Source organism: Nocardia sp. NPDC051463, assembly GCF_040681975.1.
Classification (GTDB): domain Bacteria; phylum Actinomycetota; class Actinomycetes; order Mycobacteriales; family Mycobacteriaceae; genus Nocardia.
The window spans coordinates 67,906-94,554 of the sequence record NZ_JBFBAB010000014.1 but is presented as its reverse complement, the minus strand read 5'-3'; the positions used below and the strand labels follow the sequence as shown (position 1 = coordinate 94,554).

The following is a 26,649-nucleotide window of genomic DNA, read 5'->3' as shown; positions in this document are numbered from 1 at the left end:
CTTTTTCGTGCTACTGCGCGAAGCTGGGCAGTATCGGTGTGAAGTCGCGGGCAAGGTCGCCGGGGACGACCAGTTCGTCGATTCCGTATTTCTCCCGTCGGTATTCGAGCACATCGACGATCGCGGCTGGATCGGAATCCAGCACACCCGCTGCCCCGTCCGCCCGTAGTCCGTCGGCGGTGAGGCCGAGGTGTGTGCCGAGCCAATACGGGAGCCGGTCGCCGATGCCGACCAACTGGTGGGTGAAGCGAATGTCGCGATCGGTGTTGTCGCGCACCACGCGCACCATCTCTGCCAGCTGCTCCTCGGTGGCCTGCGGGCTCGCTGCCAGCAGGATACGGTCGGCGAATTCGGCTGCGGCGGCGAGCATTCGCGGGCCGTTGGCCGCGACGACGATCGGCGGGGTCGGGTCGACCTGTGCGCGCACCGCGGCGACCACTGCGGCGAGGATGCCGCGTCGCTCGTTCGCCGAGCCCCACGGAATGCCGAGCCGGTCGGCCTCCGAGCGGGCCTCCGGGCGCCCCGACCCGATGCCGAGCTCGAACCGTCCGTCGGAAAGCAGTTGCAGCGCTGTGGTTTCCCGCACGGTGGTGGTAATGGTGCGCAGGGGTGCGGCAATCACATTCGTTCGCAGTCGTATCGTGGTGGTCACCGCGGCCGCGGCTGCGAGCGCTGGAAAGGGCGACGGGGTGTTGAGGGTGTCCGGCATCAGGATCGTCCGATAGCCCTGTTGCTCGGCGCCTTGGACGGCGCGCACCCAGTCGGGTCCCGAGCGCGGGCTGAGGACAATTCCGAAATTCATGCTCATGGCGGGGTCTCCCGTGATTCGGTGCAGGATCAGTTCTCGGCCGGGCGCTTCGACTCACGCAGCACGGCCAACCTGCTGCGGTACTGGTCCTCGGTGATCTCGCCGCGCGCGAACGCTGTGCGCAATGCGCCGATCCCGCTCTGCTGTCCGACGAATCGACGGCGGACGACGAAGACGACGACAAGGAAGGTGACCCAGAACAGCAGCGGGAAGATCCAGAAGAACGGCCATGGGTGCCAGCCGTGGTCGTAGTGCTCGGCCAGGAAGGTCAGGGTTTCGGGTTGGGTGAAAATGTTCATACCGAGAGCCTGCGCCGCACACACCTACCTGGGCATCGGTCGAGCGGCGCTACCTGGTCTACGCCTGGACACGTACGAAAATGCCCGTCCGACAATCGCATCGGTAGCGGACACCCGATCTCTGTCAGCGCGGAATGTGGGTTGCTGCGGGGAGGCCGCCGCTGCTCGCTACTGCCAGCCGGGGCGGACCACGCCGGATTCGTAGGCCATGACGACGAGCTGGGTGCGATCGCGGGCGTCGAGCTTCGTGAGGATCCGGCTCACGTGCGTGCGAGCCGTGGCCGGGCTCATGAAGAGGCGTTCGCCGATCTCGGCATTGGTGAGACCCTCGGCAACCAGGGTCATCACCTCGCGCTCGCGGTCGGTGAGTTCGGTGAAGGCCGTGGGTGGCGGTTGTTTGGCGTGTGCGGCGAATTCGGCGATCAGGCGGCGGGTGACGCCGGGGGACAGCAGTGCGTCACCCGCGGCGACCACCCGGATGGCACGCACGAGGTCGGCCGGTTCGGTGTGTTTGACCAGGAAACCCGTCGCACCCGCGCGCATGGCCTCGAAGACGTACTCGTCGAGCTCGAAGGTGGTCAGTACGACTACCTTCACCTCGGCGAGATTCGGGTCTTCGGCGATCATTCTGGTGGCGGTCAGTCCGTCGAGAATCGGCATCCTGATGTCCATCAGCACCACATCGGGGGTGAGGCTGCGGGCCATCCGCACGGCCTGTTCGCCGTTGTCGGCCTCACCGATCACCTCGATGCCGTCCTGGACATCGAGCAGTGCGACGAAACCGCCGCGCACCAGCGCTTGATCGTCGACGACCAGCACTCGTATCGGCGCCTCGGTGGTGCCATGGTCTGTCATCACACTTCCTGGGTGGTGGAACCGCTGGGTTTGTCCGCGTCCTTGGTCGACTCCCGGACGGGTAGCCGGGCCGCGACCCGGAATCCGCCGCTGGGCCGTGGGCCTGCGGTGAGTGCACCGCCGAGCGCGTGCGCCCGCTCCCGCATGCCGATGACGCCGTTGCCCCCGCTGGATCCGGACCTCGATGGGGTGCCGGTGGGGCGGGTGTTGTCGACGGTGATGTCGACCGAGTCTGCTGTGTAGCGCACCGTCACTGTCGCCGCAGCTCCTGGTGCATGCCGTGCCACGTTGGTGAGCGATTCCTGGATGATCCTCGCCGCCGCCACGTCGATGACGCTCGGCAGTCGGTGCGGGGCGCCGATGATCCGGGTGTCAACGATCAAACCGGCGGCGCGGGCCCGCTGTAGGAGGGTATCCAGATCCTCGATGCTCGGTGCGGGCGCCCGTGGCGCTGGAGCGGGGCGAAGCAGCGGCGGTTGCGATGCGGACTGCCTGCTGTGCGGGTCGGTCGAATGACGTTGCGCGCGTTTCGAATCGCAGCCCGCGGTGGAGCCGAGCGCGGTGCCGTCGGTGCGTTCGCGTGGGGGCTCGGCCTGCGCATCGGCCGCCGCACCGGTGCGAATCGCCTGTAACAACGTATGCACCTCGGCCAGTGCGTCCTTGCTCGCGGTCTTGATCGTGGCCAGCGCCGACTGCGCCTGTTGCGGTTTCTTGTCGAACAGTTCCAGCGCCACCGAAGACTGCACATTGATCAGCGAAAGGCTGTGGGCCAGCACATCGTGCAGCTCGCGGGCGATGGCGAGGCGTTCCTCGCTGGCTCGCCGCTGCCGCTGCGCCTCCTCGTCGCGGCGGGCGGCTTCGGCCCGTTGCCTGCGGGCCACCAGTACCGCCTGTCGTTGCCTGATGCCCTCGGCGATCGAAATCAGCACGCCGAGCCAGGCGATCATCCCGAAAGCCAGCCACGGGTCGGCCGGGTGCCCGATCAGCGCGGGCAATGGCCAGACCAGCGCCAGATAGCCGACCGGCACGAGCGGATAAGTCAACCACCGCGACCCGATGACTGCCGCGGAAACAAAGGCGATCACCAGCGAAATGAAGATCGGACCATAACCGTAGCCGCGCAGCAGATACACCGCGCACGACGCGATCGTCACAAGTAGCACGGGCAGCGGCTGTGATCGGCGCAGGAGCAGGGCGACGGGGCCGACGAGCAACAGCGCGTAGCCCAGCATGTCCAGCGAGTGCACGCCGGTTTGGCGGATGTTCGCATTGCGCCCACCGGCAAGCTGGATCACCCCGACGACGAACGCGAGGCCCCAGTCCCGAACGACCGGGCCACGTTTCGATTCCCCTGGCGCTGTCACACCTGCAGCCTATTAGGCTGCTGCGCGCTCAGCGTCCGCCGCGCTGCGTATTCGCCGGGCACCTCGCGGGCGTAGGCCTGGATACGTACGTCGGCCCGCGCCGCGCGGCGGATGTGGCGGACCTGGTCGGGGGCGGATTCTCAGGGCATGACAGATTCCGTCGTGGTCACCGCAGGGTTGACCAAACGCTACGGCGCCCACACCGCCGTCGACCGCGTGAGCATGGGTGTCGGGGCCGGTGAGATCTACGGGTTCCTCGGCCCGAACGGTGCGGGCAAGACGACCACCTTGCGCATGCTGGTCGGCCTGATCCGCCCGAGCAGCGGCACCGCGACCGTGCTCGGCCATCTGCCGGGCGACCCGGCGGTGGTCCGCCGCATCGGTGTCCTGATCGAGGGCCCCGGTTTTTATCCCTACCTGTCCGGCCGCGACAACCTGCGGGTGCTCGCGAAATACCGGGGCCTCGACCGTAGGGCTGTCGAGGAGGCGCTCGAGCGGGTCGGACTCGAGGGCCGCGCCGAGGACAAATTCCGCACCTATTCCCTCGGTATGAAGCAGCGCCTCGGCGTAGGCGCGGCCCTGCTCGGCCGTCCCGATCTGCTGATCCTCGACGAGCCGACGAACGGCCTCGACCCGCAGGGCATGGCCGAAATGCGCGAGCTGATCACCACTCTCGCCGGTGACGGGCACACGGTGCTGCTGTCGAGTCACATGCTCAGCGAGGTGCAGGAGATCTGCGATCGCGTCGGCGTCATCTCCGGCGGCAACCTGCTCGTGGAATCCACGGTGGCCGAATTGCGCGGCGCCTCTTCACTCTCGCTGCGCGCCGAGCCGCTCGAACTGGCCTTGTCTGCGGTGCGACAGGTGGTCGGTGATCGTTCGGCGCTGTTGACCGCGCGTGGTATTCGGATCGAATCCGGTGCCGAGAAGGCTCCCGCGATCGCCCGTGCGGTGATCGAGGCAGGCGCGGATCTGCTCGAACTGCGCATCGACGAAAAATCCCTCGAAGAGGTCTTCTTCGAGATGACCCAGCTGGAGGCGGCGAAATGAATAGGCAGGCAAGGAAAGATCTGCTGGCGAGCACCAGCGCTGAGCTGCTCCGGCTGCGGAAGTGGCCGGCGTTCTGGATCATTCTCGGTACCTGGATTCTGTTGAATCTCACGTTTTCGTACCTGTTCAACTACCTTGCCTACAGCTCGGGTGAATCGTCACGTATGTCGAACGGGCAGCCCAAAGAGATACTGCTGCAGCAAATGTTGCCCGCGGCCGTCCCGGAAGTTTTCACGCAGGGCATGGCCATGTTCGGCGGCGCGTTGATGCTCATCCTCGGTGCCTTGACCATCGGCAGCGGATACGGCTGGGGCACCTGGAAGACCACCTTCACCCAGGGGCCGTCGCGGATCACCTCGCTCGGCGGTGCGGTGGTGAGTCTGGCGTTCGTGGTTGTGGCGCTGGTCTGCGTTGCGTTCACGGCGGATATCGGTGTCGCGTCGATCATCGCGCTCTCTCGATCGCAGTCGCTCGCGCTGCCAGGTTTCGGGCAGATCGTGAACGGAATCATCACCGGGACAGCGATTCTCGGAATGTGGACGCTGGCAGGCGCACTGATCGGCGCGATCGCTCGTGGTCCTGCGCTTGCCGTAGGGCTCGGCTTGGTCTGGGTGCTGGTTGTGGAGAATCTGCTGCGCGGTGTCGCCGGAATATTCGAGCCGATCACGGTGATCACCGATCATTTGCCCGGCACGGCGGCAGGATCGATGGCCGGTGCGATGCGCACGGTGCAGGGTCCCGCGACGCCGGGCGTGCTCGATATTCTGTCGCGGACCGAGTCGTTGATCGTGCTCGCCTGCTATACGGCTGTGTTCGTTACGGGCACGTTGTTGTTGGTGCACCGGCGGGACATGGTCTGATTGCCGGAGGAATTCGGATACCTCGAAACCGTTGGCGGACACCGGTTCGTCAGCGGTTTCGGCGTTTTCCCGCTTGCCCGGACGAGTGGCGAAGTGTCAACTCGTGGCCGTGCTGATGACGGAATGAGCCAGCCTGCTCAGCGCCTCGGCGATGTGTGCTGCGCTGGAGCCGCGTCCACGTTGATGCTGAAAAACCTCGGCGGCCAATGGTGCGAGCAGGGAATCAACCAGTGCGTCGGGATCTGCGATGCCCCCGGCAACAAGCAGCGACCGCACATGCAGATACCAGAACCCGTATGCACCGGTACGGAATCGTGCCCCGCTGCTTTCGGCACCGAGCACTAAATGTGCATGCGCTTCGAGCAATTCGACCATGGCCGTGTAAAAGGCGGCGAGCCGCTCATCCGGCGGTGCGCCCGGCCCGAGTGGCGGATCGCCGCGCAGCAACTTCTCCTGCAGCGTGCGCTCGTGCTCGTCCAGTAGTGCGACGGCGATCGAATTCTTGTCCGGGTACCGGCGGTAGAGCGTGCCGCGGCCGACACCTGCTGCTTTGGCGATGTCATCCATCGTCACGGTGCGCGGATCGCGGGTGGCGAACAGTTCGGCGGCGGCGGCGAGGACCTTGGCACGATTGCGTGCCGCGTCGGTGCGTTCGGCGTGCGGGGGAGTGCTCGCCTCCGGCGGTGTCGCACTCGACGAAATGCCGGCGAGCAGGTCGGATCGGGGGTCCATGGCTTCGACTGTAGTCGACTCCGAATCAAGTGGACAAGATGTCCACTTAGCGTTAATGTCGTTCCCAACAAGAAGTGGACAATATGTCCAGATAATTGGGAGGCCTGACAATGAGCACACTGCTGCACCTCGACGCGAGCGCCCGCCGTCAATCGATCAGCCGCGAAGTGAGCGCCGCCTTCGCTGACGCCTGGCGCGCCGAGAACCCCGAAGGTGACTACCTGTACCGAGATCTGGCGGCGAATCCGGTGCCGTTCATCGGCGAGGCATGGACGGAGTTGTGCGACGCGGTGCTCGCCCTCGGCAGTACCGACCTGGATCGGCTCCCGGAGCTGGTCCGCACCCCGGCTCAGGCCGAAGCCTGGGCGATTGTCGCCCCATTGCTCGCAGAGCTGCTGGCCGCCGATGTGATCCTGATCGGTACCCCGATGTACAACTACTCGATCCCCGCCTCGCTCAAGGCGTGGCTCGATCAGGTGACGTTTCCTCGAATGTCATTGGAGCACAGGCGATTTGTCGTCACAACGGCGCGCGGCGGTGCCTACTCGCCAGGCGCTCCCAAGGCCGCATTCGACTACCAGGAGCGCTTTCTGCGCGACTTCTTCGCAGGCCACTTCGCGGTGTCCGACACCGTCTTCGTCAACGCCGAACTGGCCAATTCCCGTCAGGACCCACTCATGGCGACACGGCGCGCCGAGCACGACGCGTCCTACAGTGCCGCCATCGACACCGCCCGCGACCTCGCCAAGGAATACTGATGAACTGGATCGTCCTCGGCGTGGCCGGCGTGGTGGAAATCATCTGGTCGCAGAGCATCAAACCCACCGAGAACTTCACTCGCCTGGTCCCCACGGTCATCTGCTTCGTCCTGGGGGCCGTAGCGGTCTATCTACTGTCGCGAGCCATGCAGACTCTCCCGGTCGGCACCGCCTACGCGATCTTCACCGGCATCGGTGCGGTTGGCGCGATCGGCCTCGGCGTCATGGTCAACAAGGACCCACTCAGCGCGGGCAGGCTCCTCTCGCTATCGCTGATCCTCGGGGGCATCGTCCTGGCCCGCGTCACCAACCCGGACTAGGTTCTGTCCTGTAATTCATTGTGTCAGTTGGTGTTAGCGGCATACGGTGGTTGGGCGTGGCGAGTTGACGGACCGGGCATTGGCTCGGATCGAGCCCATGCTGGCGGTATCGGGTCGTGGCCGCAGGTGATCAACGCGATCCGGTGGAAACTGCGGACCGGCGCGCCGTGGCGTGACCTGCCCGAAGGCTACGGCCCGTGGAATAACCGGGGGCAGCTGGAGATCGCCAAGCGCCGCGGCGTAACCCTCGAACCTCCGGTCGCGATCCGCTTCGCCGACAAAGCGATCATCGACTACTACAAGCGCATCGCGGACGAGTCCGAACGTGGAGCCGCGCCGGAAACGCCATGGGAATGGTGGATGACACTGATGTCCACTCATCTAGTGGAGGCCCTCCACGATAGGGACCGGCTCGACCAGCAATGCGTAATCACGATCGGCGAAACCGGATTCACGGCAGTCCCGAGCAGCGAGGACTCGCCTTCGTAGGGAATGTCGAGGACGACTGGTCATCCGGTGGCGGTGATCCGGGTCAAATGGCGCTGCTGATGTTCAAAGCCAAGGGGGGACCCGGTGGGCTCGGTTCGCCCTCAGGGAGCGCACTGGTAACCCACCGGGCGCCAATGCCATCCTCGTGGCACCTGAATCTGGCCTGCGTTCGTGGGGAGGCGGATGAGCCCTGAAGACGCGGGGAGGTGGGACCGGCGTAGGTTCGGTGTGTTTCACGTAACAACATCGAAAGGACCGTGATGCCCACACGTACCGCGCGCACCGCTTGGACCGGCTCGCTGCAGGAGGGTTCGGGACAGGTCGAGCTGGCCAGCTCTGGCGTTGGCAAGTACGACGTGTCGTTTCCCAAGCGTGCCGCCGACGATGCCGACGGCACCACCAGCCCGGAGGAACTGATCGCGGCGGCACACTCCTCATGCTTCGCGATGGCCCTCTCGGCGCAGATCGCCAATGCGGGCGGCACCCCGGAGAGCCTGGACGTCACCGCCGACGTCACCCTCGGCCCTGACCCGGACGGCGGATTCCGCATCAGCGGCATCAAGCTGACCGTCCGCGGCAGGGTCGAGGGCCTCGATGCCGACGGTTTCGCCGCGGCGGCCGCCGCCGCGAAGGCGGGCTGCCCGGTCAGCAAGGCACTGGCGGGCGTTGACAACATCACGCTGGACGCCGCGCTCGCGTAAGCAGGGTGTCCGGTTCCTCGCACCTGCCGACAACCGTCGGCAGGTGCGAGGAACCGAGTGGTTTCTCAGGATGACCGGCCCGCGCGAAAGTAGCGGCGGGCGGTGGGGTGGTACATCGCCGGGATCGCGACCAGGACGGCGAGAATATGTCCGGTCCGGAGTATTCCGCTGATCACCGCCGACGGGCTGAGATTGTCGAAGAGGTCGCCGATTGCTTTGGCGGACAACGTGGCGGCCGCGGGCTCGATGATCAGCGAGGCCAGTCCGACTATCCCGATGCCGATGGTCAGGACGATGCGGGCCCAGCGGGCGCCGTGCGCCATCCGGATGGCGACGGCGAGAACCGCCAGGTAGATGCCGCCGCGCACAGCCAGGCCGGTAGTGAGGGAACCCACATCGGCGTTCGGGCTGTCGAGCTGTACCGCGACATAGGTGAGGGCCTCACCGACGCCGCAGAGCAGTGCGGCGACGAGGCCGGTGAATGCCACCGAAACAGCGCGTGGCGGGCGCACACGATGCTCGGCGCGCAAAGGTGCTGGCCACGTGGAAAAGGCAGTGCCGGTCATGAGACCAACACTGCCTGCGACCTTCCGAAGCGCGGATCAGCCCGCGGTAGCGATCTGCTCTCGTACCGGAGTGCTAGGGCGCGTGGCGAATTCGGTGAGTGCCGCGAAGCCCAAGCCGAGGCACGCCCACAACGTGGCCGACTCGGTCAGCGAGGCCGCCCGGAACTGCCACAGCAGGGTCGCCGGGAAATCGGCCTTCACCTCGTTCACGCCCGGCAGCAGGATGTAGCCGACCGCCGCGATCAGTGCGAAGGCCCCGACACCGGCAATGAGCCGGAACGTCTCGAGCTGTCCCGCAAGGGCTTTGTAGACGAACACGCCCATACCGACGGCCGCGAGGCCGAGCAGCACCGCCGCCACCCACAGCCAAGTGCGATCGTTGATCGTTTCCGGATCACCCACCGCGGGTGGGTTCGCGGGGTACTTGAAGAACGGCACGGCCACGATCGCCGCCCAACCGCCGACGGCGAGGCCGATCGCGAGCTTGGGGCCCGACAGTGTGGTGTAGCGACGCGCGAAATGCGCTGCCGCGGCAAAGAGGGCGCCGAACGCCATCCCTGCGAGGCCGAGCGCGAGGAACTGACCCACTTTCTGCCCGGTCCGGCTCACCAACGGTTCGTCCTCGTCACCGTGCGAATGTCCTGCGGTCGACTCGGCATGCGCCGCTTCCGCAGCGGAATTGGCCTCTTCGATGGCAATCGCGGCGTCCACCTTGGGCTCGCCGACGAAGTAGCCCACCGTACCGGCCAGCAGGCCGGCGATGAGGCCGGCCAGCAGGCCACGCAGCAGCAGGGTTTTCAGCGAACCGAGCAGTGGGACGGCAGCCGACACAGTCGGCGTTATAGACGAACTCAGTGGCATGGGACACCGAGTAGGTGACGTCCATCGTGCATCAGCTCGTGCATGAACATCCCGCTACGCGAGATGGCTCCCTGATCGAAGCCGACCAGGTACAGCGTGAGAAGTGCGAGAAGAACGACGCCCACTGCGATGAGCAGTGTTGCGAGTGAATCGGTTGCCCGGCTCGGTGAATGCGCGATGGCCATTCGAATCCTCCTAGGGATGCGCGTCCCGTCGAGTGGTCGGTGCGATGGTGCCGGCGTCTGGCTTTCCGGCACCAGGGTTCGAAAAGACCCCTCGATGCATGGAACACAGTGGCGCGACCGCTCCGGATTTGCACCGGAATTACCGCGTCACCATCGCGTTTATCTCCTCGAACTGTGACACCTGCGAGCACCCGACGTCAATACGGCCGCCGGGTTACCGACGCAACGGTGGGCGAGTCCCCCGGCCGGGTGCGCCGGTCTCGCCTCAGGAAGCGGGTTTCGCGGCGACGTCGAGCACAACCTCGAATTCCAACAGCGACGCACCTGTGGAAACCGGCTTCTGCCGCTCGCCCGCATGTGCCTCACGCGCAGGCCCGTCCCGCCACGCTGTGAAGGATTCCTCCGAATCCCACTGCGTGACAACGAAGTAGCGATTCTCGCCGGCGACGGGGCGCAACAATTGGAAGCCGAGGAATCCCGGCGAGCCCTCGACCGCATGCGCGCGGTGAGCGAACCGCTTTTCCAACTCGGGGCCTGCGCCTTCAGGAACCTCGATTGCGTTGATCTTCACAACTGGCATGGGTTCGACAATACGTTTTGCCGATCGATCGGTCAGCACGCGCAAGCCATCAGGGGGTCGTGAACACACGAGGGCACACGCGCTGCACAATCAGCAGAGTGTTGCATGACGAAGGTGGGGCAGGGGTACCGATCCTGCTGTTGCACGGGTTGATGGGCAGTGCGCGCACCTGGGGTGGTCAGCTGGAGTGGCTGCGGGGGTTCGGGCATGTCTATACGTTCGATGCTGCCGGACACGGTCGACCGGCGCCCGCCGAACTCACTACCGAGGCGTTCATCGAAGACTTGGCGGCGGCGACTGCACAGATCTCGGAGCCCATGGTTGTGATCGGGCATTCGATGGGCGGGCTGCACGGGTGGGTCTTTGCTTCGCACTATCCCGATCGGGTCCGTGCGCTGGTTGTCGAGGATATTGCACCGGATTTCACCGGACGGACGGCCCAGGATTGGGCGGCGATGATCGAGGCGTGGCCGCCGTTTCCGGACGAGGACGCGGTGCTGGACTTTTTCGGTCCGGTCGCTGGGCGGTATTTCCTGAATTCGTTCGAGCGCGGGGCGGACGGCTATCGGCTGCACGGTTCGGTCGCGACCTTCCGTGATATTTCCGAAGAGTGGGGGACCCGCGATTTCTGGGCGCAGTGGAAGGCGATCACGGTGCCCGCTTTGCTGATCGAGGGCGAATTCACCATTACGCCGGCGGGGCAGATGCGGCAGATGGCCGCCGTCCACCCCGACGCCGTGTATGTGAAGATCCCGAACTCCGGCCACCTCGTGCACGCTGACCAGCCCGAGCGGTACCGCGCCGAGGTCGAGGTATTCCTGCGCCGGGTACTCGGCGCGTAGCGGTCAAGCGACCGGTTGCCCGCCCTCGCCCGCGAGCGCGAACAGGCCCTCGGCGGTCTGCTCGATCAGTCCGTCGACGAGCAGCGAATCCAGGGCGCGGTCGCGTTGGCCCGGGTCGCGAGTCCAGGCCAGGTCGAGGCGCACCCGTTCCACCGGCCCGGTGGCGTCACGCAGCACATCGAGCAGCCTGCCCCGCGCCTGCCGGTCGGTGCCCTCGTACTTCTGGGTGCGCCGAACCACCTCTGACGCCGGCCTGCCCGCGGCCACCCACGCGCACCGCGGCAGCGGGCAGCGTTCGCAGTCCGGGGTTCGTGCGGTGCACACCGTCGCACCGAGTTCCATCAGTGCCGCGGAAAATACCGCAGCCCGATCGATCTGCCGCGGCAGCAGCGCCTCGGTCTCGGGTAGATCGCGCGAGGACGGGTTGCCCGCTTCCGCGCGGCCGTGCACCGCACGGGCCACGACCCGGCGAACATTGGTGTCCACCACCGGTACTCGCTGACCGTAGGCGAAGCAGGCCACCGCACGCGCGGTGTACGCACCGATCCCGGGCAGTCCGAGAAGTAGATCGACGTCGGTGGGCACCTCGTCGTCGTATTGCTCGGCAAGCACTCGCGCGCATTCGTGCAGCCGCAGTGCGCGGCGCGGATATCCGAGCTTGCCCCATGCGCGCAGCACTTCGGCCTGCGACGAGGCCGCCATCGCCGAGGGCACCGGCCAGCGGGCTACCCAGGCACGCCAGATCGGCTCGACTCGCACCACCGGCGTCTGCTGCAGCATGATCTCGCTCATCAGAATCTGCCACGCCGTTACCTCGGCCTTGCGCCACGGTAGATCCCGCGCGGTGTGCTCATACCAGTCCAGCAACACCTCAGCGTCGATGCTCTTGTGCACCGATTTGCTCGTGCTGGGTGCGCCCGCGCCCTTGTGCGCTGCGCCGCTCTTCGGCACCGCCCTCACCGTTCCTCGTGTGTTTCGGCCAGTCGATATTTGCCAACCCGTAACGATGCGAACTCGCTGGTAACCAATTTGATGTGCACAATGGTCGGTATGCCTGATTCCAACCCGGTCAGTGCCTGGAAATCCCTCCGCGAGGGCAACGAGCGCTTCGTCAACGGCAATCTGCTGCATCCTAGCCAGGGCGCCGTGGACCGAGCCAAGCTCGTCAGTGGCCAGCACCCGTCCGCAATTCTGTTCGGTTGTGGAGACTCTCGCGTCGCGGCCGAGCTGATCTTCGACCAGGGCCTCGGCGACATGTTCGTCGTGCGTACCGCAGGCCACGTGGTCGACAGTTCGGTGCTCGGTTCGATCGAGTACGGCGTGCAGGTGCTGAACGTGCCGCTCATCGTGGTGCTCGGACACGACAGCTGTGGCGCGGTGAAGGCCACCATCGACGCGCTGGACGGCGGTGAGGTGCCGGGCGGGTTCATTCGCAGTGTGGTCGAGCGGGTCACGCCGTCGATTCTGATCGGTCGCAGGGAGGGCCTGTCCACCGTCGACGAGATGGAGGCCAGGCACGTGGTGGAAACCAGCAGGCTGCTCATGCAGCGCTCGATGATCATTTCGCAGCGGGTGGCCACCGGCGAGTGCGCGATCGCCTGCGTCACCTACAAGCTGGCCGACGGCCGGGTGGAGCTGCAGCGTGTCGTCGGGAACATCGGCGAGCTCGTCTGAATCGATCCCCGGAGCGTTTCCCCAGCGTGTGGGGCAGAATTCGGTCGCCACGTTCGCCTTTTCCGCACCGACACGCCGGAGCCCTGAGTCGCTGCGCCCGATCGTGCCCTTACCGTTGAGGCGTGCTGGAACCGAATGGACCGCTGCCTCCGGAGATCTATTGGCGTCGCCGCGTTCTCGCCATCGGAGTCCTGGTCGTGGCGCTCGCGCTGGTGATCTGGCTGGTGGTGATGTTCGCGCGTGGCGGTGATGCCCCCGGCAGCACCAAGGCGGCGGCGAGCTCGTCGTCGGTGACCAAGGCTGCCGAAGGCTCGTCGGCCAAGCCGTCGACAAGCGCGGAATCGAGCGCACCGAAGCCTTCCGGCACGGCGGCCGCGACGCCGAGTAGTAACCCGGTGGCGCAGGGTCAGTGCCCGGATCAGTCGCTCGCCGTGCGGGTGACGGTGGAGCAGCCCACCTACAAAACCGGTGAGACTCCGGTGTTCGGCATCGTGATCACGAATATCTCGACGGCGCCGTGCTCACGCGATGTCGGCTCGGGACTCCAGCAGGTTTCCGTGCTCACCCTCGACGGCCAGCGCAGGCTGTGGTCGAGCACCGACTGCTACCCGGATGGTCAACCCGACGTGCGGACTCTGAACCGCGGCGAACAGGCGGCCTTCACTGTCACCTGGTCCGGTTCGACGTCGCAGCCCAACTGTGCGGGCGACCGTGTGCCGGTGCCTGCGGGCGCGTATGCGGTTGTCGCGCAACTCGGTTCGGTACGTAGCTCGGTAGAGCCTTTCAACATCGCTTGAGCTGTGTTTTTTGGCAGCGCCTTCGGCGCTGCGTGTTCGCGGCCCCCTTGGTCTCGCTTCCGAGCCGTCGAGACTTGCGCCTTCGGCGCGTGCGCTTCGACGGCTCGGAAGCGAGACGGGCCGCGAACTCTAATGCTCGGTCTCGCTGCGCTCGGAAGACATCATCATGCCGAGTGGGCGTGTTGGCAGCGGAGATTTGTGACTTCGGTGGATGTGCCTTGGGCGCATTCGGCATGACCGGGCCTTGCGCTCCTGGGCTCGCGAGTTCGTTCTGCTCGGAGTTGGTCCGGTAACCAGTGGGGGTATCGGTAGCGATGCCGCCAGCGTGGTGGATGCACGGGTCAGAAATCCGCTGCCTTCTCCGCGGGGGCCTTGCGGGGTTTGCGGAGGCTGGCGAGGCGGATAGCCGATTTCAGGTCGGTGACTTCGTGGACTTTCATGCCGCTCTTGGATCTCTCCAATCCGGGTGGCACCAGAGCGGTGGTGAAGCCGAGTCGTTCGGCTTCGGCCAGTCTGCGCGCGATTCCGGTCACCTTGCGCACCTCGCCTGCCAGGCCGACCTCGCCGAGGATCACCCAGCCGGGTGGCAGCGCGATGTCGGATTCGGCGCTGGCGATGGCCAGCGCGATGGCCAGGTCCGCGGCGGGCTCCAGCAGTCGCATGCCGCCGACCGTCGCGGCATAGACGTCGTGTTTGCCGAGGAAGACCCGGCCGCGGCTCTGCAGGACGGCAAGGACCATCGCCACCCGGTTGTAGTCGAGTCCGCTGACCGCTCGGCGTGGCTGCGGAATCTCGGTATTCACCGTGAGCCCCTGGACCTCCGCTACCAGCGGCCGTTTGCCGTCCATCGCAACGGTGACCGCGGTGCCGGGTACCGAATCGGTGCGATGGTGCAGAAACAGCCCGGACGGGTCGCTGACGCAGGCGATGCCGTCGTCGTGCAGTTCGAAGCAGCCGACTTCGTCGGCGCCGCCGAAGCGGTTCTTGATGCCGCGCACCATGCGCAGCGTGGAGTTTTTGTCGCCCTCGAACTGCAGCACGACATCCACCAGGTGTTCCAGGGTGCGCGGCCCCGCGATGTTGCCATCCTTGGTGACGTGCCCGACGAGCAGCACCGCGATCCCGCTCGCCTTGGCCAGCGAGGTCAGCGCCGCGGCCACCGCGCGCACCTGGGTGACGCCGCCGATGGTTCCGTCCACCTCGGGCGCGAGCATGGTCTGCACCGAGTCGACGACGAGCAGCGAAGGACGCACCTGCTCGACATGCCCGAGCACCACCGAAAGATCCGACTCCGCCGCGAGATAGACCCGCTCGTGCACCGCGCCGGTCCGGTCGGCGCGTAGCCGGACCTGACCGGCCGACTCCTCCGCGGTGACGTACAGCGATTTCTCGTCGCGCTGATCGGCCCAGCGATGGGCGACCTCGAGCAGCAGTGTCGACTTGCCGACCCCCGGCTCGCCGGACAGCAGCACGACCGATCCCGGAACGATGCCGCCGCCGAGCACCCGATCGAGCTCCGAGACGCCGGTCGGCCTGGCCTGTGTCACCTTCGAATCGATCTGCGAGATCGGCGCCGCCGCAGTGCTGGGCAGCATCGCCCGTCGCCCTGCGGGTGCGTTCGGACCGCCCGCCGACCCGGCTACCTCGTTCACCGTGCCCCATGCGCCGCACTCCGGGCATTTACCCACCCACTTGGCGACTTCGTGCCTGCAGGCCGAGCACTGGAAGATCGACTTGGTCTTTGCCACAGGCGCACCTTACGTACCACGTCCGACAACCGGGCTGGACAGAAAAGAACACGGCTGCCGCGCCATGCGCGACAGCCGTGTTCACTCCGCGCGACGGCGGGTCACAACCAGCTCAGTGGCCGCCCTTGGCGGGCTCGGCGGCGCCGGACTTGTCGGACTCGTGCCGCTCGGTTCCGGTGCCCGCATCGACGGGCACCTGGACCTGAATGGTGCCGCCCTGCTTGAAATTGAACTTGACGGCGTAGGTGAGACCGGGGGTGATGTCCCTGGTCAGGCCGCTGATCTCGATGGTCGCAGGCTTGGCGGCCGGGTCCTGGGACGGCTTGTCGCCGGTGGCGGGCGCACCGTGCCCGGTCGTCGGCGTCGCGTCATGGGCATCGGGCTTGGCCGCACCGTGCTCGGTGGACGCTCCGGCGACAACGGTCTGCTGCGGCGCGATCTCGAACTTCGCGTCACCCGCGGGCCCGGTGATCTTCACGGGGCCGAGGTCGGTGGTGATGCTGGTGAGCTCGTCCGGAACCGACTCGCTGTTGTTGATGACCGACAGCGCGATGAGCGCCTTGCCGCCCTGCGCATTGTTGTAGCCCTCGCCGGGGTAGACGATGTGCACGTTGCGCAGCGAGATCTTGTTGATGTCGGCGTGGTTGCCGTTCACAGCCGCGACCTGCGCCGCGGTCTGTGAGATCTGGCCTGCACCGCAGCCGGACAGTGCGAGCGCCGCTCCGGCGGCGAGTGCGGCAACCGTCACCATGCGACGTCGCGCCCCCTTCGAGGCGGTCACAGCTTTCAGGGCAGTCACGGGTTGTCCCTCCATGTCGACCGGGCACACTCCGCTAGGGAGAGTAGTAACTAGGGAGCGTAGTAGTTGGCTCAACCGGGCGGGCGCGGGGGCTCGCGACTCGCGGGTGGTTGATAACAGTTCGGTCGAATGTCGACGGGTTGCCGTGGTGCTGCTGTTCGCGCCAATCGGCCGATGTGGTAATCGCACCGGTCGTTAACTCGTTCTGGCACAACGTAATGCACACCAGGTGGGTTCTGTCAACCCCTGCGATACGCTCGTTGTGGCCCTGACCTGCACAGTTGATCGCGCCGTTACCGAGTCGCATGTTAAACTGTGAACATCGAAAGGGGCACGGGACACATGATTTTTAAGGTCGGAGACACCGTCGTTTACCCCCACCACGGAGCGGCGCTGATCGAAGCAATCGAGACTCGCACCATCAAGGGTGAGCAAAAAGAGTATCTGGTCCTGAAGGTCGCCCAAGGTGACCTGACTGTGCGCGTTCCCGCAGAGAACGCCGAGTACGTCGGCGTGCGTGACGTAGTTGGCCAGGAGGGTCTCGATCGAGTCTTCCAGGTGCTGCGGGCGCCGCACACCGAAGAACCGACTAACTGGTCTCGTCGCTACAAGGCCAACCTGGAGAAGCTCGCCTCCGGCGATGTGAACAAGGTTGCCGAGGTCGTTCGCGACCTGTGGCGTCGTGAGCAGGACCGCGGTCTGTCCGCGGGCGAGAAGCGCATGCTTGCCAAGGCCCGTCAGATCCTTGTCGGTGAACTCGCGCTTGCCGAGGGCACCGATGACGGCAAGGCCGAGACGCTGCTCGATGAGGTTCTCGCAGCGGCTTCCTGACCGTGAATGTTGTACACAACGGCGGTTGCGTCGTTGCGTTGGTACCTGCCGCCGGCCGTGGCGTTCGTTTGGGTGAAAACACGCCCAAAGCGTTCGTCGCAGTCGGCGGCACACCTATGGTCCGACTGGCCGTAGACGGCCTGATCGCCTCCGGGGCGGTCGACCGAGTCGTGGTCATGGTCCCCGCCGATTTCGTGGAGAGCGCCGTCGCCCTACTGCCTGCCACGGACTCGGTGCAGGTGGTCGTCGGCGGCGCCGAGCGCACCGACTCGGTGCGCGCCGGTATCGACGCAGCGCCGGACGCCTCCTACTTCCTCGTACACGACGCCGCCCGAGCCCTGACGCCGCCCGAGCTGATCGTGCGGGTCGCCACCGAGTTGCGCGCGGGCCACCGTGCGGTGGTCCCCGCGCTGCCGGTTGTCGACACCATCAAATCCGTCGATTCGCACGGCGCAGTGACAGGCACGCCCGATCGAGCGGGCCTACGCGCCATCCAGACCCCGCAGGGCTTCGCTGCCGATCTGTTGCGCGCTGCCTATGCGACCGATGTCCAGGCCACCGACGACGCCGGGCTCGTCGAGCTACTCGGCACCCAGGTGCGCACGATTCCCGGAGACCCATTGGCTTTCAAGATCACCACTCCGCTCGATCTCCTGCTGGCGCAGGCGGTGCTCGACCGCATGGACGCGAGGACCTCGTGAGCATGCGGGTCGGCATCGGCAGTGATGTGCACCCCGTCGAGCCGGGCCGGCCCTGCTGGATGGCCGGATTGCTCTTCGACGGCGACGACGGCTGCGCGGGTCACTCCGACGGCGATGTCGCGGCCCACGCGTTGTGTGACGCGCTGCTCTCGGCGGCCGGACTCGGCGACGTGGGTGCGGTGTTCGGCACCGGAAGGCCCGAGTGGGAGGGCGTTTCCGGCGCGGCGATGCTCGAGGAAGTGCGCAGGTTGTTGGACGAAGCGGGCTTCGGCATTGTCAATGCGGCGGTGCAGGTCATCGGCAATCGACCCAAGATCGGTCCGCGCCGCGCCGAGGCGCAACAGGTGCTCGGCGAACTGCTCGACGCACCGGTCTCGGTCTCCGGAACAACCACGGACGGACTGGGTCTCACGGGTCGCGGCGAGGGTGTCGCGGCAGTGGCTACCGCGTTGCTGGAGACGCGGGTATAGCATCCGGCCGGTCACACCCCGAGCCGGGCCGTGAACCCGCAGGTACACCAGCTAGTATCGACGGTCGTGACTCTGCGCCTCTTTGACACCGACACGCGGACCGTGCGCGATTTCGCGCCCTTGGTCCCCGGCCGTGCTTCGGTGTATCTCTGTGGCGCCACCGTTCAGGGTGAACCGCACATCGGTCATGTGCGCAGCGGAGTCGCGTTCGATGTGCTGCGGCGCTGGCTGCTCGCACACGACTACGACGTCTGGTTCATCCGGAATGTCACCGACATCGAGGACAAGATCCTGACCAAAGCCGCCCAGGCCGACCGGCCGTGGTGGGAATGGGCCTCGACCTATGAGCGGGCCTTCGATCGTGCGTACTGCCTGCTCGGTGTGCTGCCGCCGTCGGCGGAGCCGCGGGCCACCGGCCACATCACGCAGATGGTCGATCTGATGCAGCGCCTGATCGAGCGCGGGCACGCCTACGCCTCGGAGGGCAACGTCTACTTCGACGTGCTCAGCTATCCGGATTACGGCAAGCTGTCGGGTCACCGGATCGACGATGTGCACCAAGGCGAGAGCCTGGGCCACGGCAAGCGCGACGCCCGCGACTTCACCTTGTGGAAGGCCGCCAAGCCGGGCGAGCCGTCTTGGCCGTCGCCGTGGGGTCCCGGCCGCCCCGGCTGGCACCTGGAATGCTCCGCGATGGCCGAGTTCTATCTCGGCCCCGAGTTCGATATCCATTGCGGCGGTATGGATCTGGTGTTCCCGCACCACGAGAACGAGATCGCCCAGTCCAAGGCCGCCGGTGACGGCTTCGCGCGCTACTGGCTGCACAACGGCTGGGTGACCATGGGCGGCGAGAAGATGTCCAAGTCGCTCGGCAATGTGCTTTCCGTGCCGAATGTGCTCAAACAGGTTCGGGCCGTAGAACTTCGGTTCTATCTCGGCAGCGCGCACTACCGCTCGATGTTGGAGTACTCGGACAAGGCGCTGCACGACGCCGCGCAGTCCTATCAGCGCATCGAGGCCTTCATACATCGGGTCGTGGAGCGGGCGGGTGACATCCCGGTTGGGAAGTGGACCGACGCCTTCGCCGCCGCCATTGATGACGACCTCGCCGTACCGAAGGCGCTGGCCGAGATCCACTCGGTGGTCCACGAGGGCAACAAGGCGCTGGAGGTCGGCTCGATCGACACCGCCCGGGATATGGCCGGCCAACTGCGCGCCATGCTCGGCATCCTCGGCGTCGATCCGCTCGATCCGCATTGGTACACCCCCGAGGACAACTCGGTAGCACTCGATGCGCTCGAGGTGCTGGTGCGTGCGGAGCTCGAGCGCCGCCAGCAGGCGCGCGCCGACAAGGATTGGGCGAGCGCCGATGCCGCGCGCGACCGGTTGCATGCCGCGGGCATCGAAGTGACAGACACCCCTGACGGTCCGGAATGGTCGCTGGCCGCTACAACATCATCGCCTGGCGCGGTGCAGAGTGGAAAGGCGAACTGATGGCAGGCAACTCACAGCGTCGAGGCGCAATTCGTAAGGGCGGCACCAAAAAAGGCGCGGTCGTCGGCTCTGGTGGGCAACGCCGCCGCGGCCTCGAGGGGCGCGGTGCGACGCCGCCCGCCGTCGAGCGCACCAAGCATCCCGCGGCCAAGCGGGCCGCCGCCAAGGCGAAGGCCGAGGCGAAGGGGCGTCCGGGTCCACGCGGTGCGGCAGGTCGCGCGGCAGGACGCAAGAGCGACGACGCGCCGGAGATGGTGCTCGGCCGTAATCCGGTCGTCGAATGCCTGCGTGCCGGTGTGCCCGCGACGGCGTTGTACGTCGCGGTCGGCACCGAGAACGATGAGCGGCTGACCGAGAGCGTGAAGATCGCCGCCGACGCGGGCATCTCCATCCTCGAGGTACCGCGCACCGATCTGGATCGACTGAGCGCCAACGGTTTGCATCAAGGCGTCGGGTTGCAGGTGCCGCCGTACCGGTATGCGCATCCGGACGATCTGATCGCCAAGGTACGGGAATCGGCCGAGCCCGCCCTCCTGGTGGCGCTGGACAATATTTCCGACCCGCGCAACCTGGGCGCCGTGATCCGCTCGGTGGCGGCGTTCGGCGGGCAGGGCGTGCTGATCCCGCAGCGCCGCAGTGCGAGTGTCTCGGCGGTGGCCTGGCGCACCAGTGCGGGCGCCGCGGCCAGGCTCCCGGTCGCCCGGGCCACGAACCTGACTCGCACACTGAAGGATTGGGCCGCCCAGGGCTGCCAGATCGTCGGCCTCGACGCGGGTGGCGACACCACCCTCGACAACTTCGACGGCCGCGAGCCGACCGTCATCGTGGTCGGTTCGGAAGGTAAGGGCTTGTCGCGGCTGGTCCGCGAGACCTGTGACTCGATCCTCGGCATCCCGATGGCGGGCCCGGTGGAATCGCTGAACGCCTCGGTCGCGGCGGGTGTGGTGCTCTCCGAGATCGCCCGCCAGCGCCGCGCCTGAGCGACGACTCGACACAGTCCGACAAACTCGGGCACGCCATTGAGCGGCAAAGTGGCTCTCGCCCCGTAGAATTCGGACGGTGGTGATACCCAACCAGCCCATCGGCCAGCCGGTCGAACATCCGAATGCGACGGCTGTGTTGTTCCTGGGCGCGGCCAGTCTGATCTGCTGTGGTCTGCTCGGGCCGGTGGCCTGGGCTCTCGGCAAACGCGCCCTCGACCAGATCGAGGAATCCGGCGGCGCCTTCGGCGGCCGTGTTCAGGTGATGGTCGGGTACGTCCTGGGCATCATCGGCACGATCCTGATGGTCTGCTGGGCCGTGCTCGTCCTGATGATCATGATCGGCGGCAACGCGTAGACATCAATCGAGGCTCGGGCGCTCGGATGTGCCCGTGTGGTCCCACGCGGGCCACTCCTCGCTGATGCTGCCGGTCCAGTGGGGTTGTCTGCGATCGCGGAAGGCCGCCATCGCCTCGCCGCCATCGATACTCTTGGCGACGCGCTCGTTCAGGTCGCCCTCGAGTTTGCCGACCACGGTCGGGCTCATTCCGAGCCCCTCCCACAACAGTCGCTTGGACAACGCGACCGGCAGCGGCGCCGACCCGTTCGCGATATCGTGCGCGATCGCCAGCGCGGTCGGCACCACCTCGCCCGCGGGCAGGCAGCCGTTGGCGAGGCCCATCGCCTTGGCCTCGTCGCCATCGAAGGTCCGGCCGGTCAGCATGATGTCCGCGGCATTGGCCATACCGACCAGCCGCGGCAGCGTCCAGTGCGCGTAGCCATCGGCGAGCACGCCGCGGCGCACCTGGTTGAGCCCGTAGACCGCATCCCGCGCCATGTACCGCAGATCGCACTGTAGAGCCAGCGCGAGCCCGATACCGACCGCGTGGCCGTTCACCGCGGCGATCACCGGTTTACGCACCCGCCACGGTGGCGGGTCGATGGTCGCGCTGACCTCACCCACCCGGCTGGAAAGATCAGCGCCCGCGCAGAACGCGGGCGGCGTGCCGGTCACGACGACCGCGCGTATCGCATCCTCGGCGTCGCAGCGTGCTAGCGCGGCACTGAGTTCGGCAGCCATCGCCGGCGTGACGGCGTTCTGCTGAGCGGGACGATTGAGCGTGAGCACGGCGATGCCCGCAGAGACATCGACGAGCAATTCCGGACTCATGCCACTGGATGGTAGTGGAGTTTGATGTGCAGCGCCTGCGGCGCTGCGAACTCTAGTGCTGGGTCTCGCTTCGCTCGGAAGGTGTCATCGTGCCCAGTGGGCCGTCAGGCGTGACGCTCGTGATTTCGCCTGGTGCACGGCTCAGTTACTGCGCAAGACTTTGCGGCCGATGGCGTACTTGTGGACCTCGGTGGGGCCGTCGTAGAGGCGGAACGCGCGCATGTCGCGGAAGATCATTTCGACCACGGTCTCGTCGCTGATGCCGATGCCGCCGAGCACCTGCACGCATCGGTCGGCGACCTTGAACAGTTCTTCGGAGACGAAGGCTTTGGCGATAGAGCTTTCGTGTCGCGCCTTCTCGCCCTGGTCCATCAGCCAGCAGGCGTGCCAGATGGTCAGGCGGCACTGGTGCAGTGCGATCTCGTTGTCCGCCAACATGAACGACACGCCTTCGTGGTCGCCGATCGGCTTGCCGAATGCGGTGCGGGTCTTGGCGTAATCGACTGCGATGCTCTGTGCCCGCTCGGCCGCGCCGAGCCAGCGCATGCAGTGGGTGAGCCGGGCGGGGGCCAGCCGCAGCTGGGCGTAGCGCAGCGCCTGGCCGGTCTCGCCGAGCAGTGCCGATGTGGGCAGGGTGAGGTTGTCGAAGCGGACGACGCCGTGGCCACCGACGTAGTTGCGGTCCATCGTGTTCATGGTGCGTTCGATGACGATGCCGGGTTGGTCGCCGTCGGTCAGGAACAGCGTCGGGCCTTCCGGCACGTGCGGGTTCGGTGCGACCTTGGCCATGATGATCCAGGTCTTCGCGCCGTCGGCGCCGGTGATCAGCCACTTGCGGCCGTTGATGGTGAAGTTCTCGCCGTCGAAGGTCGCGGTGGTGGCCAGCTGGCCCGGGTCCGAGCCCGCGCCGTCCGGTTCGGTCATCGCGAAGACGGTGCGCTGGTGGCCGGCGACCGCGGGGGCGAGGTGGCGTTCGACCTGTTCGGGGTTGGCGATCTTGGAAAGCAGGAACATATTGCCCTCGTCGGGCGCGGCACAGTTCATGGCGACCGGGCCGAGGGTGGACCAGCCCGCCGCCTCGTAGATCACGGCCTGCTCGATGTGCGTGAGCCCGCGACCGCCGAGGGACTCCGGGGCCTGGATGGTCAGCAGCTTCTCGGCGCGGGCCAGTTCGACGAGTTCCTGCCTGAGCTCATCGGTCGGGCCGTGCGAGGTCAGCCGCGGGTCACGCTCGAACGGAACGATCTTGTCGATAACGAACTGGCGTACCCGATCGCGTTCGGCGGCGAGTTCGGCGGGAATCGTGAAGTCGATCATCGTTGGTCACCATTCGTTCGGGGGTGCGTGCGTCGAGCATACGAAATCTCCGCAGCACTACTGAAGGCACCCGCCCTCAGCTGTCCGGGCTGTCGATCGCGCCGACTCGTGGGCAGCCGAGTTCACCAGATGTATCGAGAATCCGGTGGTGCTTCGCCGGTCGATGTACGCCACGAAGACGTGCACAACACAGAGAATTTCCGATGCGGAGATCATCGTCGTCAACATCAATGTCGCTCGACGCGTAGGACGAAGGCCGATCGGGGCCCGGCCGACGATGCGAGGGTTGTCCGCCCACAGCCCTACAGCGGCAGCAGCGTGGCGTTGTCGGAGGTCACCAGCTTGTCGACGGCGTTGTAGCGCTTGGCGAATTCCCGGTTGGTATTCGAGGGGTCGAGCGGTTCGACGTGACGTGAGGCGCTCAGGCGATCCGGGCGACCCGGCGGCGGCGCGACCCGACCACCCGGCAGATCAGGTAGATCAGGAACGAGATCGTCGTGACGAACGTCGACACCGGAACGCCGGGCGCGAGCGACAGCAGAATGCCGCCGACAGCGGCGATCTCGGCGAACACTACGGCAAGCACGGTGGCACGCACCGGATTCGCGGTCAGCTGGGCCGCCGCCGCTGCCGGGGTGATCAGCAGCGCGAGCACCAGCAGGGCCCCGACGATCTGCACGCCGAACGCGGCGGTGATGCCGAGCATGACGGCGAACACCACCGACAGCGCCCGCACCGGTACGCCGCGGGCCAGTGCGACCTCGGGATCGGAGCTGGCGAACAGCAGTGGCCGATAGACCATGGCGAGCACGGCGAGCACCAGCACCGTGCAGGTGGCCAGCAGTGCGAGGCCGCTATAGCCGACGCTGACGACCTGGCCGGTCAGCAGCGAGAACTTCGATCCGGCGCGTTCGGGACCGAGCCAGAGGAACAGCACCGAGAGCCCGAGCCCGAACGACAGCACCACCGCGATCACCGAATCGCGTTCCCGCGCTTTGGTTCCGAGCACACCGAACAGCACCGCGGCCACCACAGAGCCGACGATCGCGCCGAGGCCGACCCCGATCCCGGCAAGTAGGGCGGCGGCCGCACCGGTCAGCGACAGCTCGCTGGTGCCGTGCACCGCGAACGACATCTGCCTGCTGATGATCAGCGGGCCGATGGCGCCTGCCAGCAGTCCGAGCAGGGCGGCGGCCAGTACCGCCTGCTGGACGAAGGAGTAGGACAGCAGGTCGACGGTGGTGGAGAAGTCGAACATCTTCGACACCACACCCGAGAGTTTGTCGATCACGAACGAACCCCGCTCGACTCGGTCTCGGTGGTGGAAAGCCGCGTTTCGGTCTCAGCAGGCACGCTGCCGTGGCAATGCTGGGCCCCTGCCGCGCCGAGCGCGTCCATCGTGTCTCCGGTGCCGACCACGACCAGCCTGCCGCGTACCCGCAGCACATCGACCTCGGTCTGATACAGCTCCGACAGCACCGCCGAAGTCATCACTTCGTCCGGCGTTCCGATCCGGAACTTCCCGTCCACCAGGTACAGCACCCGATCCACCAGGGGCAGAATCGGATTGATCTCGTGCGTCACGAACAGCACCGCGGTGGCGTGGGTGCGTCTACGCCGGTCGATCAGCTCGGAGACCAGGCGCTGGTTGGCCAGGTCCAGGCTGAGCAACGGCTCGTCACAGAGCAGTACCTTGGGATCGCCGACCAGTGCCTGTGCGACCCGCAGCCGCTGCTGTTCGCCGCCGGACATGGATTCCAGTGGCGCGTAGGCGAATTTCTCGGCGCCGACGTCGGCGATGGCGTCCGCGACCTTGCGCTTGCGTTCCGCGCGCCCGCGCAACCCCAGTCCCCATCGGTGTCCGTCGACGCCGAGTCCGACCAGGTCGACGCCGCGAAGCTGCACGCCTGCGTCGATGGTCTTCTGTTGTGGCACATAGCCGATGTCGGGATTGCCCGCGCGGGCGGGCGCGCCTGCGATTTCGGCGGTTCCCGAGCTGAGGGCGAGCTGTCCGAGCAGCACCTTCAGCAGCGAGGTCTTGCCGGATCCGTTCGGCCCGAGCACCGCGACGAATTCGCCTTGTCGAACGTCGAGATCCAGTCCCTGCCAGAGCGTGCGGTCGCCGAACGACATCCGCGCGGCGTCGAGATGGACAGCCACCGCATCGCTGCTCATCCGCGATGGCACCTGCCGTTCGATATGTTCGGTCAGCGCAGTTCTCTCACTCATCTCGGCCCATCTCCGCCTGCATCGGGCTCGACCCCGGTAGCGCAGGCTCGGCCACCGGCCGCGGCAGCGCGGTTCTCGCCGACATCGGCACGGTCGCCGGCCGAATCGGCTCGGCCTCCGGCGATGTCATCGCAACGCCGCGGCGAGAGCCTGGGCGTTATTGGTCTGCCACTGAATGTAATCCAAGCCCTCGGGCAGGGTTTCGGTTACTTCGACGACCGGCAGGTTCGCCGACTCCGCCAACGAGCGCAGATTCTTGGTGATCTTGTCCTGGGTCTGCACGTTGTAGACCAAGGCGCGGACCTTCTTGCCGGTCAGCAGATCCTGGGTCGCGGCGACAGCGGCGGGGGCGGGGTCGGTCTCCTGCTCGATCGCTTCCTGGAAATCGTGCGGGGTCAGATCCGCGGTGCCCGCGGCGGCGAGCAGGTAGTGCGCGAGCGGTTCGGATTGCAGCACTGGCGTTTTCGGGTGCTCGGCGGCGATCTTGGTGGCGATCGCGGTGATCGCGCCCAGCCGGCTCTTGAACGCCGCGGCGCGGTCGGTGTATGCGGCCGCGTGTGCCGGGTCGATCTCGCCGAGTGCTGTGGCGATCCGGTCGGCGACCGTACCGACGGTGCTCAGGTCGTAGAAGACGTGCTCGTTCTCGTCGCTCTTGTCGGTGCGGGATTCGAAGGCGTCGACGATGCGCTTGTCCGTGCCGGATACGGCTTTCTCGATGAACTCGTCGTAGCCGCCACCGTTGTAGACGACCAGGTCGGCATCGCTGATCCTGGCGGACTCGACAGCGGAGGTCTCGTGGGAGTGCGGATCGGCCGACGGATCGCTGACGATGGCTGTCACGGTGGCGTCCGGCCCCGCGATGGTCGCGGCTATGCCGCCCCACACATTCGTCGATGTGACAACGTTCGGTGTATCGGAGTCCTTCGAGGCACCGCACGCGGTGAGGGTGAGTGCGGCGGCCACTCCCACGCTGATGCCTGCGAATTTCATGGCAATTCGGGATCTCACGCGGGGTACTCCTGGCGGCGCTCTGGATCTCGCAGCGCTGTGTTCCGACCGACCCGCAAGTAGTCGCTGGCGGCAGTGCTCTAGATCATAATGGAAATCGTTACCGTTTTACTTTAGCAAGAGTCCCCGCTGAGCACGAGTCGGTGTTTCCTGCGTCACC

General features: G+C 66.5%; 31 protein-coding genes, 1 pseudogene and 1 riboswitch. Of the genes and pseudogenes, 15 read left to right on the top strand and 17 right to left on the bottom strand.

The annotated features are described in order from the left end of the window. Window positions 1-10: 10 nt before the first annotated feature. The 4 genes from AB0M74_RS19740 to AB0M74_RS19725 all read right to left on the bottom strand — a co-directional run bounded on the left by AB0M74_RS19740 (window position 11) and on the right by AB0M74_RS19725 (window position 3,326). A complete protein-coding gene (locus AB0M74_RS19740; RefSeq protein ID WP_366527702.1) occupies window positions 11-808 on the bottom strand; it encodes an LLM class flavin-dependent oxidoreductase in 798 nt (265 codons plus the stop codon). Between the two features lie 29 nt (window positions 809-837). Then, a complete protein-coding gene (locus tag AB0M74_RS19735; RefSeq protein WP_366527701.1) occupies window positions 838-1,107 on the bottom strand; it encodes a hypothetical protein in 270 nt (89 codons plus the stop codon). A gap of 168 nt (window positions 1,108-1,275) precedes the next feature. Beyond that, window positions 1,276-1,962 carry a response regulator transcription factor gene (locus AB0M74_RS19730; RefSeq protein ID WP_366527700.1) on the bottom strand — a complete coding sequence of 229 codons (687 nt, stop codon included), beginning with the start codon at window positions 1,960-1,962 and terminating at the stop codon, window positions 1,276-1,278. Next, entirely contained in the window at window positions 1,962-3,326 is a 1,365-nt protein-coding gene (locus AB0M74_RS19725; RefSeq protein WP_366527699.1) for a histidine kinase, read from the bottom strand. The genes AB0M74_RS19730 and AB0M74_RS19725 overlap by 1 nt, the downstream gene beginning before the upstream one ends. Before the next feature lie 147 nt (window positions 3,327-3,473). Here AB0M74_RS19725 and AB0M74_RS19720 point away from each other — a divergent pair, with 147 nt between their 5' ends. Further along, window positions 3,474-4,376: an ABC transporter ATP-binding protein gene (locus tag AB0M74_RS19720; RefSeq protein ID WP_366527698.1), complete on the top strand. Its 903-nt coding sequence runs from the start codon at window positions 3,474-3,476 to the stop codon at window positions 4,374-4,376. After that, on the top strand, window positions 4,373-5,236 hold the full coding sequence (locus AB0M74_RS19715; RefSeq protein ID WP_366527697.1) for an ABC transporter permease: 864 nt from the start codon (window positions 4,373-4,375) through the stop codon (window positions 5,234-5,236). Before AB0M74_RS19720 ends, AB0M74_RS19715 begins: the two co-directional genes overlap by 4 nt. Window positions 5,237-5,332: 96 nt before the next feature. On the opposite strand, the gene AB0M74_RS19710 is transcribed toward AB0M74_RS19715, so the two are convergent. Then, a complete protein-coding gene (locus AB0M74_RS19710; RefSeq protein ID WP_366527696.1) occupies window positions 5,333-5,968 on the bottom strand; it encodes a helix-turn-helix domain-containing protein in 636 nt (211 codons plus the stop codon). A gap of 110 nt (window positions 5,969-6,078) precedes the next feature. On the opposite strand from AB0M74_RS19710, the gene AB0M74_RS19705 reads away from it, so the two are divergent. From AB0M74_RS19705 to AB0M74_RS19690, 4 genes and pseudogenes are all read left to right on the top strand, one after another. Further along, complete coding sequence (locus tag AB0M74_RS19705; protein WP_366527695.1) at window positions 6,079-6,726, top strand: NAD(P)H-dependent oxidoreductase; 648 nt, start codon at window positions 6,079-6,081, stop codon at window positions 6,724-6,726. Beyond that, the gene (locus AB0M74_RS19700) at window positions 6,726-7,046 is read left to right on the top strand and encodes a multidrug efflux SMR transporter (RefSeq protein ID WP_366527694.1); all 321 of its coding nucleotides are present in this window, start codon (window positions 6,726-6,728) and stop codon (window positions 7,044-7,046) included. The genes AB0M74_RS19705 and AB0M74_RS19700 overlap by 1 nt, the downstream gene beginning before the upstream one ends. 64 nt (window positions 7,047-7,110) lie before the next feature. Further along, a pseudogene (locus tag AB0M74_RS19695) lies at window positions 7,111-7,253 on the top strand (transposase); the annotation flags it as partial. Window positions 7,254-7,795: 542 nt separating this feature from the next. After that, window positions 7,796-8,236, top strand: a complete 441-nt coding sequence (locus tag AB0M74_RS19690) for an OsmC family peroxiredoxin (protein WP_366527693.1) — start codon at window positions 7,796-7,798, stop codon at window positions 8,234-8,236. A 65-nt stretch (window positions 8,237-8,301) separates the two neighbouring features. On the opposite strand, the gene AB0M74_RS19685 is transcribed toward AB0M74_RS19690, so the two are convergent. The 4 genes from AB0M74_RS19685 to mhuD all read right to left on the bottom strand — a co-directional run bounded on the left by AB0M74_RS19685 (window position 8,302) and on the right by mhuD (window position 10,428). Next, the gene (locus AB0M74_RS19685) at window positions 8,302-8,802 is read right to left on the bottom strand and encodes a hypothetical protein (protein ID WP_366527692.1); all 501 of its coding nucleotides are present in this window, start codon (window positions 8,800-8,802) and stop codon (window positions 8,302-8,304) included. Between the two features lie 36 nt (window positions 8,803-8,838). After that, entirely contained in the window at window positions 8,839-9,663 is an 825-nt protein-coding gene (locus AB0M74_RS19680; protein ID WP_366527691.1) for a CbtA family protein, read from the bottom strand. Then, window positions 9,654-9,848 carry a CbtB-domain containing protein gene (locus tag AB0M74_RS19675; RefSeq protein ID WP_328408545.1) on the bottom strand — a complete coding sequence of 65 codons (195 nt, stop codon included), beginning with the start codon at window positions 9,846-9,848 and terminating at the stop codon, window positions 9,654-9,656. Before AB0M74_RS19675 ends, AB0M74_RS19680 begins: the two co-directional genes overlap by 10 nt. Window positions 9,849-9,878: 30 nt before the next feature. Beyond that, window positions 9,879-10,046, bottom strand: a riboswitch (cobalamin riboswitch). Between the two features lie 67 nt (window positions 10,047-10,113). Further along, entirely contained in the window at window positions 10,114-10,428 is a 315-nt protein-coding gene (gene mhuD, locus AB0M74_RS19670; RefSeq protein WP_366527690.1) for a mycobilin-forming heme oxygenase MhuD, read from the bottom strand. 98 nt (window positions 10,429-10,526) lie between these two features. Here mhuD and AB0M74_RS19665 point away from each other — a divergent pair, with 98 nt between their 5' ends. Continuing rightward, window positions 10,527-11,270, top strand: coding sequence for an alpha/beta hydrolase (locus tag AB0M74_RS19665; protein ID WP_366527689.1), 744 nt, complete (start codon window positions 10,527-10,529; stop codon window positions 11,268-11,270). Window positions 11,271-11,273: 3 nt separating this feature from the next. Here AB0M74_RS19665 and AB0M74_RS19660 read toward each other — a convergent pair whose 3' ends face one another. Next, the gene (locus AB0M74_RS19660) at window positions 11,274-12,164 is read right to left on the bottom strand and encodes an A/G-specific adenine glycosylase (protein ID WP_366527765.1); all 891 of its coding nucleotides are present in this window, start codon (window positions 12,162-12,164) and stop codon (window positions 11,274-11,276) included. A 156-nt stretch (window positions 12,165-12,320) separates the two neighbouring features. Between AB0M74_RS19660 and AB0M74_RS19655 the strand changes: the two genes are divergently transcribed. Further along, window positions 12,321-12,944 carry a carbonic anhydrase gene (locus AB0M74_RS19655; RefSeq protein WP_366527688.1) on the top strand — a complete coding sequence of 208 codons (624 nt, stop codon included), beginning with the start codon at window positions 12,321-12,323 and terminating at the stop codon, window positions 12,942-12,944. Window positions 12,945-13,066: 122 nt separating this feature from the next. Then, window positions 13,067-13,741 carry a hypothetical protein gene (locus AB0M74_RS19650; protein WP_366527687.1) on the top strand — a complete coding sequence of 225 codons (675 nt, stop codon included), beginning with the start codon at window positions 13,067-13,069 and terminating at the stop codon, window positions 13,739-13,741. 341 nt (window positions 13,742-14,082) lie between these two features. On the opposite strand, the gene radA is transcribed toward AB0M74_RS19650, so the two are convergent. Together radA and AB0M74_RS19640 are read right to left on the bottom strand one after the other, a co-directional pair. Continuing rightward, the gene (gene radA, locus AB0M74_RS19645) at window positions 14,083-15,489 is read right to left on the bottom strand and encodes a DNA repair protein RadA (protein ID WP_366527686.1); all 1,407 of its coding nucleotides are present in this window, start codon (window positions 15,487-15,489) and stop codon (window positions 14,083-14,085) included. 112 nt (window positions 15,490-15,601) lie between these two features. Beyond that, on the bottom strand, window positions 15,602-16,288 hold the full coding sequence (locus tag AB0M74_RS19640; protein WP_366527685.1) for a hypothetical protein: 687 nt from the start codon (window positions 16,286-16,288) through the stop codon (window positions 15,602-15,604). A 342-nt stretch (window positions 16,289-16,630) separates the two neighbouring features. Between AB0M74_RS19640 and carD the strand changes: the two genes are divergently transcribed. The 6 genes from carD (at window position 16,631) to AB0M74_RS19610 (ending at window position 21,122) form a co-directional block, all read left to right on the top strand. Then, window positions 16,631-17,119 carry an RNA polymerase-binding transcription factor CarD gene (carD, locus tag AB0M74_RS19635; RefSeq protein ID WP_011206964.1) on the top strand — a complete coding sequence of 163 codons (489 nt, stop codon included), beginning with the start codon at window positions 16,631-16,633 and terminating at the stop codon, window positions 17,117-17,119. 2 nt (window positions 17,120-17,121) lie between these two features. Beyond that, the gene (gene ispD / locus AB0M74_RS19630) at window positions 17,122-17,820 is read left to right on the top strand and encodes a 2-C-methyl-D-erythritol 4-phosphate cytidylyltransferase (RefSeq protein WP_366527684.1); all 699 of its coding nucleotides are present in this window, start codon (window positions 17,122-17,124) and stop codon (window positions 17,818-17,820) included. Window positions 17,821-17,822: 2 nt separating this feature from the next. Next, window positions 17,823-18,290, top strand: a complete 468-nt coding sequence (gene ispF / locus AB0M74_RS19625; RefSeq protein ID WP_366527764.1) for a 2-C-methyl-D-erythritol 2,4-cyclodiphosphate synthase — start codon at window positions 17,823-17,825, stop codon at window positions 18,288-18,290. A gap of 66 nt (window positions 18,291-18,356) precedes the next feature. Continuing rightward, complete coding sequence (gene cysS, locus AB0M74_RS19620; protein ID WP_366527683.1) at window positions 18,357-19,784, top strand: cysteine--tRNA ligase; 1,428 nt, start codon at window positions 18,357-18,359, stop codon at window positions 19,782-19,784. Continuing rightward, the gene (gene rlmB / locus AB0M74_RS19615) at window positions 19,784-20,764 is read left to right on the top strand and encodes a 23S rRNA (guanosine(2251)-2'-O)-methyltransferase RlmB (RefSeq protein WP_366527682.1); all 981 of its coding nucleotides are present in this window, start codon (window positions 19,784-19,786) and stop codon (window positions 20,762-20,764) included. The genes cysS and rlmB overlap by 1 nt, the downstream gene beginning before the upstream one ends. Before the next feature lie 79 nt (window positions 20,765-20,843). Next, complete coding sequence (locus tag AB0M74_RS19610; RefSeq protein WP_366527681.1) at window positions 20,844-21,122, top strand: DUF4190 domain-containing protein; 279 nt, start codon at window positions 20,844-20,846, stop codon at window positions 21,120-21,122. 3 nt (window positions 21,123-21,125) lie between these two features. Here the strand turns inward: AB0M74_RS19610 and AB0M74_RS19605 are convergent, their stop codons facing one another. The 5 genes from AB0M74_RS19605 to AB0M74_RS19585 all read right to left on the bottom strand — a co-directional run bounded on the left by AB0M74_RS19605 (window position 21,126) and on the right by AB0M74_RS19585 (window position 26,471). Then, a complete protein-coding gene (locus AB0M74_RS19605) occupies window positions 21,126-21,935 on the bottom strand; it encodes an enoyl-CoA hydratase-related protein (protein WP_366527680.1) in 810 nt (269 codons plus the stop codon). A 141-nt stretch (window positions 21,936-22,076) separates the two neighbouring features. After that, window positions 22,077-23,252, bottom strand: coding sequence for an acyl-CoA dehydrogenase family protein (locus tag AB0M74_RS19600; RefSeq protein ID WP_366527679.1), 1,176 nt, complete (start codon window positions 23,250-23,252; stop codon window positions 22,077-22,079). A gap of 421 nt (window positions 23,253-23,673) precedes the next feature. Then, a complete protein-coding gene (locus tag AB0M74_RS19595) occupies window positions 23,674-24,543 on the bottom strand; it encodes a metal ABC transporter permease (protein ID WP_366527678.1) in 870 nt (289 codons plus the stop codon). After that, window positions 24,540-25,427, bottom strand: coding sequence for an ATP-binding cassette domain-containing protein (locus tag AB0M74_RS19590; RefSeq protein ID WP_366527763.1), 888 nt, complete (start codon window positions 25,425-25,427; stop codon window positions 24,540-24,542). Before AB0M74_RS19590 ends, AB0M74_RS19595 begins: the two co-directional genes overlap by 4 nt. Window positions 25,428-25,607: 180 nt before the next feature. Continuing rightward, a complete protein-coding gene (locus tag AB0M74_RS19585) occupies window positions 25,608-26,471 on the bottom strand; it encodes a zinc ABC transporter substrate-binding protein (protein ID WP_366527762.1) in 864 nt (287 codons plus the stop codon). Window positions 26,472-26,649: the final 178 nt, after the last annotated feature.

Bases quoted from the DNA above. Each gene is read 5' to 3' on its own strand.
- AB0M74_RS19705 (WP_366527695.1), top strand. From the start codon at position 6,079: ATGAGCACACTGCTGCACCTCGACGCGAGCGCCCGCCGTCAATCGATC.
- AB0M74_RS19740 (WP_366527702.1), bottom strand. From the start codon at position 808: ATGAGCATGAATTTCGGAATTGTCCTCAGCCCGCGCTCGGGACCCGAC.
- rlmB (WP_366527682.1), top strand. From the start codon at position 19,784: ATGGCAGGCAACTCACAGCGTCGAGGCGCAATTCGTAAGGGCGGCACC.
- carD (WP_011206964.1), top strand. From the start codon at position 16,631: ATGATTTTTAAGGTCGGAGACACCGTCGTTTACCCCCACCACGGAGCG.
- ispF (WP_366527764.1), top strand. From the start codon at position 17,823: ATGCGGGTCGGCATCGGCAGTGATGTGCACCCCGTCGAGCCGGGCCGG.
- AB0M74_RS19715 (WP_366527697.1), top strand. From the start codon at position 4,373: ATGAATAGGCAGGCAAGGAAAGATCTGCTGGCGAGCACCAGCGCTGAG.
- AB0M74_RS19700 (WP_366527694.1), top strand. From the start codon at position 6,726: ATGAACTGGATCGTCCTCGGCGTGGCCGGCGTGGTGGAAATCATCTGG.
- AB0M74_RS19600 (WP_366527679.1), bottom strand. From the start codon at position 23,252: ATGATCGACTTCACGATTCCCGCCGAACTCGCCGCCGAACGCGATCGG.
- AB0M74_RS19735 (WP_366527701.1), bottom strand. From the start codon at position 1,107: ATGAACATTTTCACCCAACCCGAAACCCTGACCTTCCTGGCCGAGCAC.
- AB0M74_RS19720 (WP_366527698.1), top strand. From the start codon at position 3,474: ATGACAGATTCCGTCGTGGTCACCGCAGGGTTGACCAAACGCTACGGC.
- AB0M74_RS19585 (WP_366527762.1), bottom strand. From the start codon at position 26,471: ATGAAATTCGCAGGCATCAGCGTGGGAGTGGCCGCCGCACTCACCCTC.
- AB0M74_RS19675 (WP_328408545.1), bottom strand. From the start codon at position 9,848: ATGGCCATCGCGCATTCACCGAGCCGGGCAACCGATTCACTCGCAACA.
- AB0M74_RS19590 (WP_366527763.1), bottom strand. From the start codon at position 25,427: ATGAGCAGCGATGCGGTGGCTGTCCATCTCGACGCCGCGCGGATGTCG.
- AB0M74_RS19605 (WP_366527680.1), bottom strand. From the start codon at position 21,935: ATGAGTCCGGAATTGCTCGTCGATGTCTCTGCGGGCATCGCCGTGCTC.
- AB0M74_RS19730 (WP_366527700.1), bottom strand. From the start codon at position 1,962: ATGACAGACCATGGCACCACCGAGGCGCCGATACGAGTGCTGGTCGTC.
- AB0M74_RS19685 (WP_366527692.1), bottom strand. From the start codon at position 8,802: ATGACCGGCACTGCCTTTTCCACGTGGCCAGCACCTTTGCGCGCCGAG.
- AB0M74_RS19655 (WP_366527688.1), top strand. From the start codon at position 12,321: ATGCCTGATTCCAACCCGGTCAGTGCCTGGAAATCCCTCCGCGAGGGC.
- AB0M74_RS19710 (WP_366527696.1), bottom strand. From the start codon at position 5,968: ATGGACCCCCGATCCGACCTGCTCGCCGGCATTTCGTCGAGTGCGACA.
- AB0M74_RS19690 (WP_366527693.1), top strand. From the start codon at position 7,796: ATGCCCACACGTACCGCGCGCACCGCTTGGACCGGCTCGCTGCAGGAG.
- AB0M74_RS19680 (WP_366527691.1), bottom strand. From the start codon at position 9,663: ATGCCACTGAGTTCGTCTATAACGCCGACTGTGTCGGCTGCCGTCCCA.
- mhuD (WP_366527690.1), bottom strand. From the start codon at position 10,428: ATGCCAGTTGTGAAGATCAACGCAATCGAGGTTCCTGAAGGCGCAGGC.